Here is a 13,268-nt window from a genome sequence, read left to right on the forward strand (position 1 = left end):
AAAAAAAGCCGGCATATGCCGGCTTTTTCGTGAGATAGAGTTATTGAACAATAACAAAGTCCTGTATTTCTGGACATATCCCATCAAGTTTTATCTTGTAATGCCAATCAGCTGTTGTATCACCCAGGAACCAATTCCGAGTTTCAAGATAAGCAGTCGAGTTGACGCAGTTCTGAGGGTAAATTCTATAACTACGGCCACTGCCTTTCGGGTTGTCATACTCATAAGTAATTACCTCAAACCCCTTACCAATTCCGGGGCCTTTACCTAAGAATGGGTTGGCGAAACAAGCAGATTCAGCCAGGCAGGTATAATCATCAACCGCTAGAGAACCTTTATGAACATGATGATCGAAGGTGCTAGAAACAGCACTTTTCTCAAGTTTCTTAACGTTAGCGTTCAACCAGTTATAGAGGTTTGTGCCCGGGATTGTGGCGCTGATGTTGCCTGTTGTATAGGCTAATGGATGTTTACAGTCAGCCCATTGACGCGTATCTCGACAAGCGTCCATCGCAGTACTAATTTCCGCTTGAGAGCTACCACACTGTGCTGGAGCGGTTTTGCCATAATCATCCCAAGGTAGACAGCGTTCGGTATGCTGTACACTGATGTTAGCCCAACGACGCATTTGCGCTAACGGCCCCTGACTACCAGTGATATCTGCGAAAATAGCTGAGTGAGGATAGCTGCTGTACGCAGAAGGTCTGACATATTGTCGGGTTGAAAACTCGACGGCCGCCCAATTATTGGAGTTTGTACCTTGCAGGAACTGGTTATATTTATCAATTACATTGGATGGCGTTACGCTTGCTGCTAATCCCTCAGGGCCACCAACTTGAGAAGCGCTTATGCTGACCTGTAAATTCTCCAACAGTATTTCCAGCTCAGTACTAGAAGAAGCTGCACCGTTAGCATTGAAGACATCACCTAATTTCAAACCTAACTGACCTTTCTTTTGTTCCCGCTCTGTATGGCTGTATTTTTTTGAGTCAAAAGAAAACACCAGATACAACGCGGAACCAACATTGGCGCCATCAATAAACGCATCACCACAGAACTCTCTAAAGTCAGCTTTGGCATCTGCATTATTGGGTGACAGCATATTGTTGGTGAAGTCCGGGTCGATAGGATCGGCAGACGTTGTTAAGCGCCAGTTCTGTTCACGATTAACAATTTTGACTACGAATCTGACTGTCTCTTCATCTGAAATAGACTGTACAAAGCGTGACTTCTCGCCCGATAGGCCAAGACTTAGATCATCACCAGTGAAGCCCACTTTCGCTGAACCAGACACATCGAGCAATTCAGCCAGATGGTCATTATTGGATACATAACTGACATCAAAAGTTACTGGCTCGTAAGGAGTATTTTGAGTAATTTGGAAATCAGGGTGATCAACATCAAGACAGGTTTGCTTTAAACCACCTCGAATCAGGTCATAGCCATCGCCAAGATAAAAGCGTTCTCCTGAACCGGAAATTTTCAAAGTACTGCCACTGTTTGCATCATCTCTTATGAGAGCTGATTCATAACTATTAACCGAAGACTTATAAGAAGCAGCTTTTTGGTCAATATTTGATAAAAAACTGTATTCTGAGTAAAGGTTAGGGCGAGGTTGATAATTAACAATCATTTTGTCGCTATAACGATAGCTACTGCAGCCTTTAGTATTACAGGAACGGACGCGATAGCGCTTGAGGAACTTCCCAGATGAAGCTGTGAAGTATTTGCTCGTACCATAGCCATCATAGACTTTTGACCAGCTACCGTTGTTGGTTTGCTGATAGAGCTCATTACGAACTGGATAGCCGTAGCCATTTCCACTGGTCCAGCTTACACGGTAGTTACTGTCATTGGTATAAACAGGTGACTTGATTGAGCCGGGAGTGCCAGGAGGATAATATGGTCCGGTAGAGCCTCCACCACCATCACAGTCATCGATTGGCTCGATACGGTTGATTTCCTGGCTTTGAACGCTAACGGGCTCTAGACAAGGTTCGATAAGTTGCGCTGAAGCTTTCTGGTTTGTGACTTGAGCTTCTTTAGCGTCTAGTTCGGCTGATGCTGACCATAAAATGGGCAACAGGCACGCCATGGTGAGATATTTATAACTTTTCATGTTTAAATTACCTTTCCTCTGTTTGTGAATTAGGCTTCAAAACATTGGCATAAACACGTAAAAGTTGATTGATGTTGTTGTGATATTTAGTTGATTATAATTTAATAACAACCTGATTATAGAATTAAAACAACAGCAATAATTAAAATAAATCAATAACTTATAATTTTATCATATAGCATAGAGAGTCTCCCCAAAGCCATGTTAAAAACCATTCAAATGGGAAGTTGGTTAGTTTTTCCCGATAACAATAAGCTCAAGTTTCAGGATGAAGAGCACTACATTGAGCCTTTAGCAATGGAAGTGTTGGAGTATTTCCTTAAACACCCACAGCGTGTGGTGAGTCGAAATGAGCTTATTGAGTCAGTTTGGAAAGGTAGGGTCGTTGGTGACCACTCTGTTTACCGGATAATTAATAAATTACGACAGATACTGGCTAAAGACTCTCAGCAGGAATATATCAAAACCATAAGGAAAAAAGGCTACCAGTTGGTATGTCATGTTGAGCTGGTAGGGCCCATTGATGAATTTGACAGTGAACCTTCGAGCCTTGTGGATAATAAATCTGCGGATAAGTTTTCTCGGCAACAAATCGGCTCTACTATTAATGATGAACAGAGCGTTGAAGGTAGTGCTTTTGCTAAAGTGGGCAAAGCTGAAACTGTGAAAAGAACACAGCTTTGGCGCAAAGTCATAAATTGGACGCTCATATTTTTAGTTGCCATTTTATTTGGTTCTTTTTCAGTAAAGTTGTATTACTACCTCAGCATCAATAGCTATAAAAGCTCGACACCATTAATTACATTAGATGGCTCAATTAAGGATCCGAGCTTCTCTCCTGACGGCCAATTGATAGCCTTCAGCTACCGCAAAAGTATCGAAGATGATTGGGATATTTATGTCGAGTCATTGAAAGATGGTCGGTTATATCAGATTACCGACGACGAAACCGATGAATTAAAACCTTCGTGGGCACCAGATGGAAGTAAGGTAGCCATTCTTCGTTATGACAATAAGCGATGCATGATAGATGTTGTCGCTATACCTTTGCTGACATCCACTACCTTTAATTCAAAAAACCATGAAGCAACCACATTGCTCCAATGTTCAGGAGTATTGCAACATAACGACGTGGAATGGGGGAAAGCAGGGCGATATCTCTATTTTACCAGCGCAGTTTCAAAAATATCTCCTTTGCAGGTGTTTCGTCTTACTATATCGACAGGCAAGACTGAACAGTTAACCAATTATACTCAAGGAAAAACCAGAGGTGCATTGGGTATCAGGTTATCACCAGATAACACTAAACTGGCTGTGTTGAAAGATGTCAATTGGCGAAATAGTCGAATTGATTTGTTAGATTTAGCTAACAATAAAATTGAAACGGCTCGAAACCTAGTAGGCTGGAACCGGTATTTTGACTGGTCTACTGACAGCAATACACTTATCTATAACCGAAACTCTACCGAAATTGATGCTTATAGTATTTCCATAGGTGTGGAAAGAAATATTGCAAAAAGTCTTGAGACCGTTTCATTTCCCGTACACTCTCCAGTTAAAAATGAGTTAGCCGTGGTTACAGGTCGTAAAGTAGTGAATATCGTAACAGAACCATTAGAGGACAATTTAACTAGCGGGAAGTCACCCTTAACGGTTATTTCATCAAGCTCTATCGATAATTATGCTGAATATGCCAATACTTCAGATAGAATTGCATTTGTTTCGCGGCGAACTGGAGAGCCTCAGATCTGGCTAAAAAATATAGACGGCAGTGAGAAGCAACTTACTCATTTTGAATCGAACTTTGATATAAGACGATTGAGATGGTCGCCTGAAGACCGATACATTCTATTTATCCATAATCAGTTAATCTATCAGTTATCCGTAGATAGCCTAAAACTTAAAGTCCTTTATAAAGCACAACCAGGGGAATCAATCGAGGGAGAGTCATGGAGTCATGATGGGCAGTCAATTTTATTCTCTTCTGATAAGGACGGTGATTGGCAGATATACAAACGCTCGTTGTTTGCTGATGAAAAACAATTAGAAGTTGAGCAAATTACAGAGAAGGGTGGGTACGCTGCTTTTGAATCAGATGACGGACTAGGCATTTTTTACCTGAAGTATCATACAGCGGGGCTATGGTTTAAATCTTATGACACTAAAGGCGAGATCAGAATAGTTGATAACATTGATGTCTTTAGCTGGAACAGTATGTACCTCAGGAAAAACAATATCTATTACCTTTCTAATGACTACCCCAAGATGAGTGTTTATCGTTATGACCTGAATCAGAACAAAGCATTTTTCATTCAGAATTACTATGGCTCTCCTTGGCTACTGTCTGTTTCGCATAATGCGGACAAAATACTTTATCAACGGCATACGCAAGCACAATCATCCATGATCTTATTAAAGCCTTGAGTCCTACAACTCAAGGCCTTAGTACAATCTTAGTTTTCGCTACAAAAAATATTAAATAAGCGACACATAAAGCTTCGTTCTGATGTGTCTTCACCATCATTACCAGTACCTGGCTCATCCACCCTTTGTTCAACTGGGTTGATCGTAGCAAAGCGGGCTTCATCCTGAGCTACCCCAAAACCTAAACCAAACATAAATACTATAAGTAATACATACATTGATTTCATTGAACTTCTCCTACAGCTAATATTGTTATATGGATTATGGCCTCGTGTGAGGCGAGAATTAGCTTAAAGCCATGGAGGTTGCTTGACCAGCAGCAGTTGTTAATCTTTAGTTAATGAAAAGTTAAGCACTAGTAAGAAGGTGCCGTTAAGCAGGAGTCATCAAGGCTATGTGGTTTATCTTTAGAGGGTTTTAAGGTATTTTACTGCGTTGCATAGAGCATATTATTACAATGGCTGGGCTATAGGTGATGTCAAGTGCTAATGGTTTTCATCAGGCTGCTGGCGTTACAGCTGGAAAAGATTCTTTCTATATGCTAAAAAGTCTTTGAGAATCGACCTCTTACCAGTTACTAAGAACTATTAATTACGGGGATAGCTGATGGTTTCAACAGCTAAGGCGTTAACGCCTGCTGCATTCGCAGAACAATATATCGTTGAATCAATATGGAACGGCAAGTTTGCCGCCGGAACTATTTTGCCCGCTGAGCGCGAGTTGGCGGAAATTATTGGGGTGACGCGCACAACATTAAGAGAAGTTTTACAACGCTTGGCGAGGGATGGGTGGTTAACCATTCAGCACGGCAAGCCAACTAAAGTGAATGATATCTGGCAATCGGCCACATTGAATGTGCTTGACACCTTAATCACTTTGGACGATGAAGGCTCCATGAAGTTGGCTGATGACCTTTTGCAGGCCAGAACCTCAATTGCCAGCATTTTCTTACGTCAGGCAGTAAAGAATAATCCAGAAAAGTTATTAGAAGTGCTTAAAGAGCTTGATGGTGTTAACAACGACGCTGATGGCTACATTGACTTTGATTGGCACTTTCACCATACCGCTACCCGAGCTTCAGGGAATCCAATATACACCTTGATGCTCAATGGCTTTGAAGCAATTTATTATAAGCTTGGCCGGTTTTATTTTGGCTGGGAGCAGACCAGAAAACTGGCGTATCAATATTATAAAGACCTTGAAGTGGCGATTGGCAAGGGTGATGCTGAACAGGTGGTCAAAATCCTTTGGGATTATGGTCATGAGAGCGGTGAGCTCTGGAATAAGGCCAAATCAGAGTTAAAAAGTTTTAGTGAGTTAGGTGCATAAAATACTGGTAAGTCCACTTGCATAAAACCACTGTAAAAGAGTAGGATTGGGGTAATTCTGCATATAAACAAAACGAATAACGGCCTCATTTGCCGTTTATACCGAATGGGAGTTAAGAGATGAAAAAAGCTTTATACGGAGTCGCGCTGTTAAGCAGCATGATTTTGACGGCTTGTACTGACGGTCCAGAAGAACCAAAAATTCCGGGTATTGGTGAAGGTAGTACTAAACTAGTTGCGCCAGTATTTGCACCAGGTAATGGCGAAATACCAGTACCTAATGATTTGTTATTTAGTGGGACTGCTGATTTAACTCTTAACATACCAACAGCTGATCCGACTGATATGTCTAACCCACAAAATGCCATTAGTGCATTAGATGGTTGGTCAACACATGCGCCATTCAGCATTGAATTCCGTGGAGCGATTGACGGCTCTACAGTTGCCCCAGGTCAGAATGTTCGTTTGTTCAAAGTATCTGTTAATCGGCCTGAAGCGATTGCAGGAACAGGCATTCCAGCACCGACTGGCCCAGTAACAGGTGTTGAAGCCGAATTGGTTGCCGGCGTGGATTTCGTAGCAGTGCCTGCAAGCGAAACCTCTATCGGAGTTGTTCCGTTAAGGCCATTTGAACCACAGGCAAGTTACATGGTTGTTGTGACCAATGGCATTTCTGATGCTAATGGTAACCCTGTTATTTCTGATGCCCAGTTCTCAATTGTTAAATCACCAGATCCAATCGATCCAGGAAGTGCTACTGCTGGGCTAGAGCCTGTTCGTCAGTTGACACAGGCGATGCTAGCAGCTTCTGCGAGTGCCGGAATTGATAGTGATGATGTTGTTTTAACCTACCAGTTTACAGTTCAATCTGTTGCTAATGCATTAGTCTCAGCTAATAATGCTTATGTTCAGATAGCAGCGGATCAAGGTTTACGGCCAGCCTCTAGTTTCTCTAGCTTGTTTACTGATACAGCACCATTTACAGGTATTGGCGCAGCAAACTTGTATAAAGGTGAAGTGACGCTTCCTTATTTGCTTACAGCTCCTACATTGGAGAACCCAACAGCTGTATTAAATAGCCCATGGGTTGGTGCTGATCAAATTCCTACACCGGGTGGCCCAATCGCCAATCCACTGGCTGGTGCTCCAATTACATATGCAAACCCATTAGCACAAAAAACAGGTGATGAAACGGTTCCTTTGTTAGTGTCTTTACCTAAAGACCCGGGTTGTGCCAAACCTTATCCTGTAATGATTTTCCAACACGGGATTACCAGTAATCGTACTGCGATGTTAGGTATTGCTGATACTATGGCTGGTGCCTGTACTGCTGTGGTTGCGATGGATTTACCTTTGCACGGTATTGCAGCTGATAACCCTGTGCATTTAGGCTTACAACAAGCCAGTGGTGGTGCTATAGGTATCTTCGAAGGCTACACTCCGGGTGATGTGCGTGAGCGTACTTTTGGTGTTGACTATATTGATAACGATACATCAGCTCCAGGTCCTGACACTATTCCAGATGCTTCAGGCGCACACACAATCAACTTAACTAACCTGCTTGTTTCGCGTGACAATTTACGTCAGGCAGTTCTAGACCTTTTAGTACTAGAAGAAGCTATCCCAGCAATGGACGTAGATGGTGATACCCAGCCTGACTTCGATGCTAATAACATCAGCTTTATGGGGCATTCATTGGGTGGTATTGCTGGCTCAAAATATATTGGCTTAACAGACAAAGTTAAAGTAAGCGTGCAGGCCACAACCTCTGGCAGTATCGCTCAAATGTTAGATGGTTCAGCATCCTTTAGCCCACGTATCCGTGCTGGTCTTGCAGCTGCCTCAGGGGTTCCAGTTGATGATCCAGCATTTGAATCTGCAGTTTTAGCACCATTCCTGTTTGCAGCTCAGACAGTTGTAGATTCTGGTGACCCTGTAAATTATGCGACTCTGGCTCAGGCATTGGATATTCCAACGCTGGCATTGCAAGTGCAAAATGACCAAGTTGTTCCAAATCAGGTGGCAGGTGCGCCGTTAGCCGGTAACATCCCACATGCGGCACTATTTGGCTTACCAACCGTAACAGAATCAACGGCAACTGATCGTGCTTTCTTGAAATATGTGTCTGGTGACCATGCTTCTCCATTAAGTCCTGCAGCCGATGCAGCGGTAACAGTTTCTATGCAAACTGCTATTGCTAACTTCATTGCTTCAGGTGGTACGCAGGTTGTGGTAAATGATCCAAGTTTGGTTGAACCATAAACTGTAAGTCTTTAGACTTTTAAGAAGCCCTCGAAAGAGGGCTTTTTTTATGTCTGATAAATAGGAGTTGATGCCATATAGCCATTAACCGTTTACTGTTATACCTTTAGCTTCGTCGGTGTTAAAATAGCCAGCTATTTTGTGCCTTGAGGCCAGACAGGTTCAGGCATGGCAAAAATTGATAGTCTGACATTCGGAGAATGACTTGGAATTTTTAAGCGAATACGGTTTATTTTTACTAAAAACAGCCACTATTGCTGTCGTTATCATCATTATTATCAGTTTGTTGATCAGTGCCGGTCAAAGACAGCGCTCATCCAGCAAAGGCGACATCAAGGTCGTAAACCTTGGTGAATCCATTAAAGATAATAGTCAGTCCATAAAGAATGAAATTCTGACCAATGCTGAGTACAAGCAGCTGGTTAAAGAAGAAAAAGAGCGTGAGAAGCAGCAGGAAAAAGAAGCCAAGCAAAAGCTGAAACAGGCCAAAAAATCAACAGGTAAGCAACTGGCTGATTCTAGCGTTAGCGTTGAACCCTCTATCACTGAAAAAGACGATAATGAGACTGAAGCGCTATCGACAACCGAAGAAAGCACCGAAAGCCCACGAAGAATGTACGTTATTGACTTTGATGGTGATATTCATGCTACAGGCGTGGACTCATTACGCGAAGAAGTAACCGCTATATTAGCCACGGCAAATAAGGGTGATGAGGTTATGGTTCGTCTGGAAAGCCCTGGTGGCCTAGTGCATAGCTATGGTCTGGCGGCCTCTCAATTGAAACGAGTACGTGATGCAGGTTTAAAATTGACTATAGCGGTTGACCAGGTTGCTGCTAGCGGTGGTTACATGATGGCCTGTGTGGCGGATGAGTTAGTTGCAGCACCATTTGCAGTTGTTGGCTCAATTGGTGTCGTTGCGGAAATTCCAAACTTTAATCGCTTATTGCAAAAAGCCAATATTGATTATGAGCAACATACTGCCGGCCAATATAAGCGAACTTTGACTATGTTTGGTCAGAACACAACGGTAGCTCGCGAGAAGTTTAAGCAGGAACTTGAGGAGACGCATCAGCTCTTTAAAACGTTTATTCATGAGAATCGTCCTAACCTTGACCTTGATAAGGTTGCAACCGGTGAGCACTGGTATGGGCGTCAGGCTTTTGAGCTAGGGTTGGTAGACAAGATTCAGACAAGTGATGATGTTATTCTTGATGCGCTTAACTCTATGGATGTGTATTCCATTAAGTACGAAATTCGTAAGCCATTGACTGAGCGTTTGTCGGTCAACCTGTATCAGGCAATGGACAAGTTTGTTCTACGTTGGATTCAGCGTTCCTCACAGACCAATATATTTAAGTAAGTCTATAAGATTTATGGATTTTGAGTTCTGGGATAATTGTTGGCAACGAGAGTCTCAGCCATTTCATCTGGCTGAGGCGCACACCTTTCTGGTGAAATATGTTCAGCAACTATTTTCAGCTGAGCATAAAGTCTTTGTTCCCTTGTCGGGAAAGTCACTCGATTTACTTTTTCTTGAAGAGCAGGGCTTCTATCCTGTAGGGGTTGAGTTCAACCCGAAGGCTGTTCACAAATTTATTGATGAGAATAAGCTAGAGTTGGAGCACAAAGAGTGGAAGTCCGAAAGTGGTAAGCCACTCGTTTGTTACCAAAACCAATCAATGCAAGTGTGGCTAGCAGATTTTTTCGATGTCTCCAGTAAGCATGTTGGTAAGTTCAAACAGGTCTATGACCGTGCAGCCTTTATAGCCCTTCCTGAACCGATGCGTCAGGATTATGCCAATCATTTGATGTCACTGCTTGAAGATAATGCAACCATACTGTTAGTAACTATGGATTACGACCCTGATGAAATGTCAGGCCCTCCATTCCACATTACTCTCGAAGAAATCAAGCAGCAATTCCCTGGTGGACAGGCTGAGGAATTATGCCGTTGCAGTCTGTTGGATAGCCATCCACGATGGAAGGAATTACAGCTTAGTCGTCTTGATGAAGTTTTATATAAAATTACGTTTTAATTATGCATAAAAAAACCACTCCTTACGGGCTTTGGCAGTCGCCAATTTCCCCTGAAATGTTGGCCAGTAAATCAACACGCTACGGCCAGATGCAATTCATTGATGATGCTATTTACTGGTTAGAATCGCGTCCCCATGAGCAGGGGCGTGGAGTTATTGTCCGTTCCCGAAATGGTCAGCGTGAGGACGTGACTCCTGAGGGTTATAACGTGCGTACTCGTGTTCATGAGTATGCTGGCGGTGATTTCTGGGGAAGAGGTGAGTATTTACTCTTTGCTGATGATACTAATCAGCAGCTTTGTCTGCAAAATCTGAACACCAATAATGTTGATATCATTACCCCTGAGCCACCCGTTAAACGGAGCTTACGCTATTGCGATGGCGAGGTTGCTCCAAATATGGCCTATACGGTTTGTGTGCATGAAAGGCATGAAACAGATGAGGTGATCAATGAATTAGTTGTGATCTCATTGTCAGCGCCATATACCAAACGCGTCATTGCGCAAGGAGATGACTTTTATTCAAATCCGCGTATCAGCCCGGATGGTAAGCAGCTCTGCTGGATTTGTTGGAATCATCCAAACATGCCTTGGGATGAAACAGAGCTATGGCTTGCTGATATTTCTGAGACTGGCGATATTTCCAATTCGCGCAAAGTTGCGGGTGGTGATCATGTTTCGGTATATCATCCTTTCTGGTCAGCGGATAACCAGTTGTTTTATGTGGCTGATCCAAAAGGGTGGTGGCATATCTATTCTTTGGATAATCCTGACAAACCTGTTCATGAGCAGCTTGAAATAGAGTTTGGTTTGCCGCAGTGGGTGTTTGGTTGTCGCACGGTTCAATGGTTTGATGACAACTCTTTAGTGGCTATTGGCACCAGAAAAGGCCAGCAGGCACTGTATCAAATAAGCCTTGAAACGGCTGTAGTTGAGCTATTTAGCGATAACTGGACAGCATTTAATGGGCAGATGGTAACTGGCGTGAATGAGCTTTATTTCATGGCCGCAAACCCTCAGGCTGGCGAAGCCGTTTACCAGGTGAATCTACAAAACAAAAAGGCTCATCAGTTAACGGAAGGTGATAAAGATCAGCTGGAAGATTTTATTTCTGTACCTCAGCATATTGAATTTCCAACCTCAGGCAATCAAAAAGCCTATGGCTACTTTTATCCGCCCAAGAGCCCAGAATTTGAAGCACCAACAGATGAAAAACCACCATTAATAGTCATGAGCCATGGCGGACCAACAGGCATGACCGATAATGGCTTAAACCTGACCATCCAATATTGGACCAGCCGTGGCTTTGCGGTTGCTGATGTGAATTATCGTGGCAGTACGGGGTATGGCCGTGCTTACCGAGATAGTCTGAAAGGTCAATGGGGTATTCTGGATGTGGATGATTGTATTGCAATGGGTCAGCATCTTGCCGAGCAAGGTTTGATAGATGGTAGCCGAATGGCCATAAGAGGCGGTTCTGCTGGCGGTTATACAACTTTATGTGCGCTAACCTTCCATGATGCCTTTAAAGCCGGTATGAGCCGCTATGGCGTTGCTGAGCTAGTTTCCCTATCACAAGATAGCCACAAGTTCGAAATCCGTTATCTGGACTCTGTTGTGGGCCCTTATCCGGAATGCGCGGATCTTTATCATGAGCGCTCCCCTGTGAATCATACAGAGCTGCTTTCATGCCCAATTCTTATATTGCAAGGTTTGGAAGATAAGGTGGTTCCTCCTAATCAGGCCGAAGCTATGGTGAAGGCACTTAAAGAAAAGGGGCTGCCCTATGAATACATCACGTTTGAGGGGGAGGGGCATGGCTTCCGGAAACCGGAAACCATCATTAAGGCCTTTACTGCTGAGCTGGAATTTTATCAGAAGCACTTGCTGTAACTGTATTGCCTGCCTCGCAAGTTTCAATTGCGCTTCTTGTGGGGCTCTGATCAATTTCCAGATCTTCAAACATGGTGAAGTAACCCTCCCTGGGATCAAGCAATAAATCTACGCTTAGTTCAAATTTGGTCGGAGAATTATCAGAGTAGACAGTTCGTATAGTGAGTTCAAAAGTTCCCTCGCGATCCTTGTTCTGTAATATCGGATGCTGCTGCATGGCTCTAAACTTATCGACACCCTCAGCATCGAGCTGATACCAGCCAATATGTTCAAAACTGTCATCCCTGAACCAGTGCTCAACAGTTCTAACTTCTTCTTTAAAAAGCTCCAATGACAGGCAGTCATCAATGAATGCCTCGGGACCTTTATAGCTATAACTCAATTGGTTCGCCGCCAGGACATTAACCTGAGTATTACTCCGGACTTTAACTCGAATGTCTTCGGGATTGAGGTTGATGAAATCCTCTTCATCAAAATCAGACATTTTCATCATTGTTGATACAGGGATGTTTGAGCATCCCTGCAGTAGAAGAAAAGCAAATACAGTAACAACAAGAGCTTTAATCATTTTGTGCTTCTGTAAGGTCAAGTTCGTGCTGATCGAATAATGTAAAGTATCCATCTTCAGGGTTCAAAAGTAGATCGATACTCATCATAAATCGTTTCGGTGCACCCTCAGATAATTTAAATGTTACTGAAAACTTGAAGTCACCTTCTTTTTTTCTCATTGCTAGCAAGGGATCTTTTTGTAACTCCTTAAAAAGTTTAATTCCTTCGGCATCTAATTTATACCAGCCACTATGCTGATAACTGTTATCCGTAAACCAATGCTCTATGGTTTCTACATTTTCCTTAACTAACTCCATTGAGAAACTTTCATCAATTGAACCTTCAGGACCTTTGTATTGATAACGTAAGACATTGTTCCTGAGAACATTATCAGAGGTGCTATTTCGTACCTTAACTCTAATATCTTCGGGCTTAAGATTGACAAAGTCTGTTTCATCAAAACTGGACATCTTAAGCATGGTTGTTAATGGCATGCTAGAGCAGCCCTGAAGTAGTGTTATTAAAATTAGAGATTTGAAAATTGTGGTAGCTAGTTTTTTCATTATTTTCCCTTTAGTTTTATGGTTAATTATCCTGAAAAAAAAGAGGTGGCATAAGCCACCTCTAAATTATAAATATTGTTGATTAATTATCA

At 42.7% G+C, this 13,268-nt stretch carries 10 protein-coding genes; 6 read left to right on the forward strand and 4 right to left on the reverse strand.

All coding sequences use genetic code 11. The features are described from left to right. Positions 1 to 40: 40 nt before the first annotated feature. Positions 41 to 2,119: a hypothetical protein gene (locus B158_RS0111045; RefSeq protein WP_018625439.1), complete on the reverse strand. Its 2,079-nt coding sequence runs from the start codon at positions 2,117 to 2,119 to the stop codon at positions 41 to 43. 201 nt (positions 2,120 to 2,320) lie between these two features. Between B158_RS0111045 and B158_RS0111050 the strand changes: the two genes are divergently transcribed. Next, complete coding sequence (locus B158_RS0111050) at positions 2,321 to 4,543, forward strand: winged helix-turn-helix domain-containing protein (protein WP_018625440.1); 2,223 nt, start codon at positions 2,321 to 2,323, stop codon at positions 4,541 to 4,543. Between the two features lie 29 nt (positions 4,544 to 4,572). Here the strand turns inward: B158_RS0111050 and B158_RS0111055 are convergent, their stop codons facing one another. Then, positions 4,573 to 4,770, reverse strand: coding sequence for a hypothetical protein (locus B158_RS0111055; RefSeq protein ID WP_018625441.1), 198 nt, complete (start codon positions 4,768 to 4,770; stop codon positions 4,573 to 4,575). 379 nt (positions 4,771 to 5,149) lie between these two features. On the opposite strand from B158_RS0111055, the gene fadR reads away from it, so the two are divergent. The 5 genes from fadR (at position 5,150) to B158_RS0111080 (ending at position 12,064) form a co-directional block, all read left to right on the forward strand. Then, positions 5,150 to 5,872 (forward strand): fatty acid metabolism transcriptional regulator FadR, encoded by a 723-nt coding sequence (fadR, locus tag B158_RS0111060; protein ID WP_018625442.1) that lies wholly within the window; start codon positions 5,150 to 5,152, stop codon positions 5,870 to 5,872. 119 nt (positions 5,873 to 5,991) lie between these two features. Then, positions 5,992 to 8,133: a hypothetical protein gene (locus B158_RS0111065; protein ID WP_018625443.1), complete on the forward strand. Its 2,142-nt coding sequence runs from the start codon at positions 5,992 to 5,994 to the stop codon at positions 8,131 to 8,133. A gap of 205 nt (positions 8,134 to 8,338) precedes the next feature. Further along, the gene (gene sohB / locus B158_RS0111070; protein ID WP_018625444.1) at positions 8,339 to 9,496 is read left to right on the forward strand and encodes a protease SohB; all 1,158 of its coding nucleotides are present in this window, start codon (positions 8,339 to 8,341) and stop codon (positions 9,494 to 9,496) included. Between the two features lie 13 nt (positions 9,497 to 9,509). Beyond that, positions 9,510 to 10,172, forward strand: a complete 663-nt coding sequence (gene tmpT, locus B158_RS0111075; RefSeq protein WP_018625445.1) for a thiopurine S-methyltransferase — start codon at positions 9,510 to 9,512, stop codon at positions 10,170 to 10,172. A 2-nt stretch (positions 10,173 to 10,174) separates the two neighbouring features. Beyond that, on the forward strand, positions 10,175 to 12,064 hold the full coding sequence (locus B158_RS0111080; RefSeq protein WP_018625446.1) for a S9 family peptidase: 1,890 nt from the start codon (positions 10,175 to 10,177) through the stop codon (positions 12,062 to 12,064). Here the strand turns inward: B158_RS0111080 and B158_RS0111085 are convergent. After that, complete coding sequence (locus B158_RS0111085; RefSeq protein WP_018625447.1) at positions 12,024 to 12,632, reverse strand: hypothetical protein; 609 nt, start codon at positions 12,630 to 12,632, stop codon at positions 12,024 to 12,026. The genes B158_RS0111080 and B158_RS0111085 overlap by 41 nt on opposite strands. Continuing rightward, positions 12,625 to 13,176 (reverse strand): hypothetical protein, encoded by a 552-nt coding sequence (locus B158_RS0111090; RefSeq protein ID WP_018625448.1) that lies wholly within the window; start codon positions 13,174 to 13,176, stop codon positions 12,625 to 12,627. The genes B158_RS0111085 and B158_RS0111090 overlap by 8 nt, the downstream gene beginning before the upstream one ends. Between the last annotated feature and the right edge of the window lie 92 nt (positions 13,177 to 13,268).

The sequence above is a fragment of the Kangiella aquimarina DSM 16071 genome (genome assembly GCF_000374105.1).
Classification (GTDB): Bacteria; Pseudomonadota; Gammaproteobacteria; order Enterobacterales; family Kangiellaceae; genus Kangiella; species Kangiella aquimarina.

Coding starts and splice junctions, on each gene's coding strand:
- B158_RS0111080 (WP_018625446.1), top strand. CDS start 10,175: ATGCATAAAAAAACCACTCCTTACGGGCTTTGGCAGTCGCCAATTTCC.
- B158_RS0111065 (WP_018625443.1), top strand. CDS start 5,992: ATGAAAAAAGCTTTATACGGAGTCGCGCTGTTAAGCAGCATGATTTTG.
- fadR (WP_018625442.1), top strand. CDS start 5,150: ATGGTTTCAACAGCTAAGGCGTTAACGCCTGCTGCATTCGCAGAACAA.
- B158_RS0111090 (WP_018625448.1), bottom strand. CDS start 13,176: ATGAAAAAACTAGCTACCACAATTTTCAAATCTCTAATTTTAATAACA.
- B158_RS0111045 (WP_018625439.1), bottom strand. CDS start 2,119: ATGAAAAGTTATAAATATCTCACCATGGCGTGCCTGTTGCCCATTTTA.
- tmpT (WP_018625445.1), top strand. CDS start 9,510: ATGGATTTTGAGTTCTGGGATAATTGTTGGCAACGAGAGTCTCAGCCA.
- B158_RS0111055 (WP_018625441.1), bottom strand. CDS start 4,770: ATGAAATCAATGTATGTATTACTTATAGTATTTATGTTTGGTTTAGGT.
- B158_RS0111085 (WP_018625447.1), bottom strand. CDS start 12,632: ATGATTAAAGCTCTTGTTGTTACTGTATTTGCTTTTCTTCTACTGCAG.
- B158_RS0111050 (WP_018625440.1), top strand. CDS start 2,321: ATGTTAAAAACCATTCAAATGGGAAGTTGGTTAGTTTTTCCCGATAAC.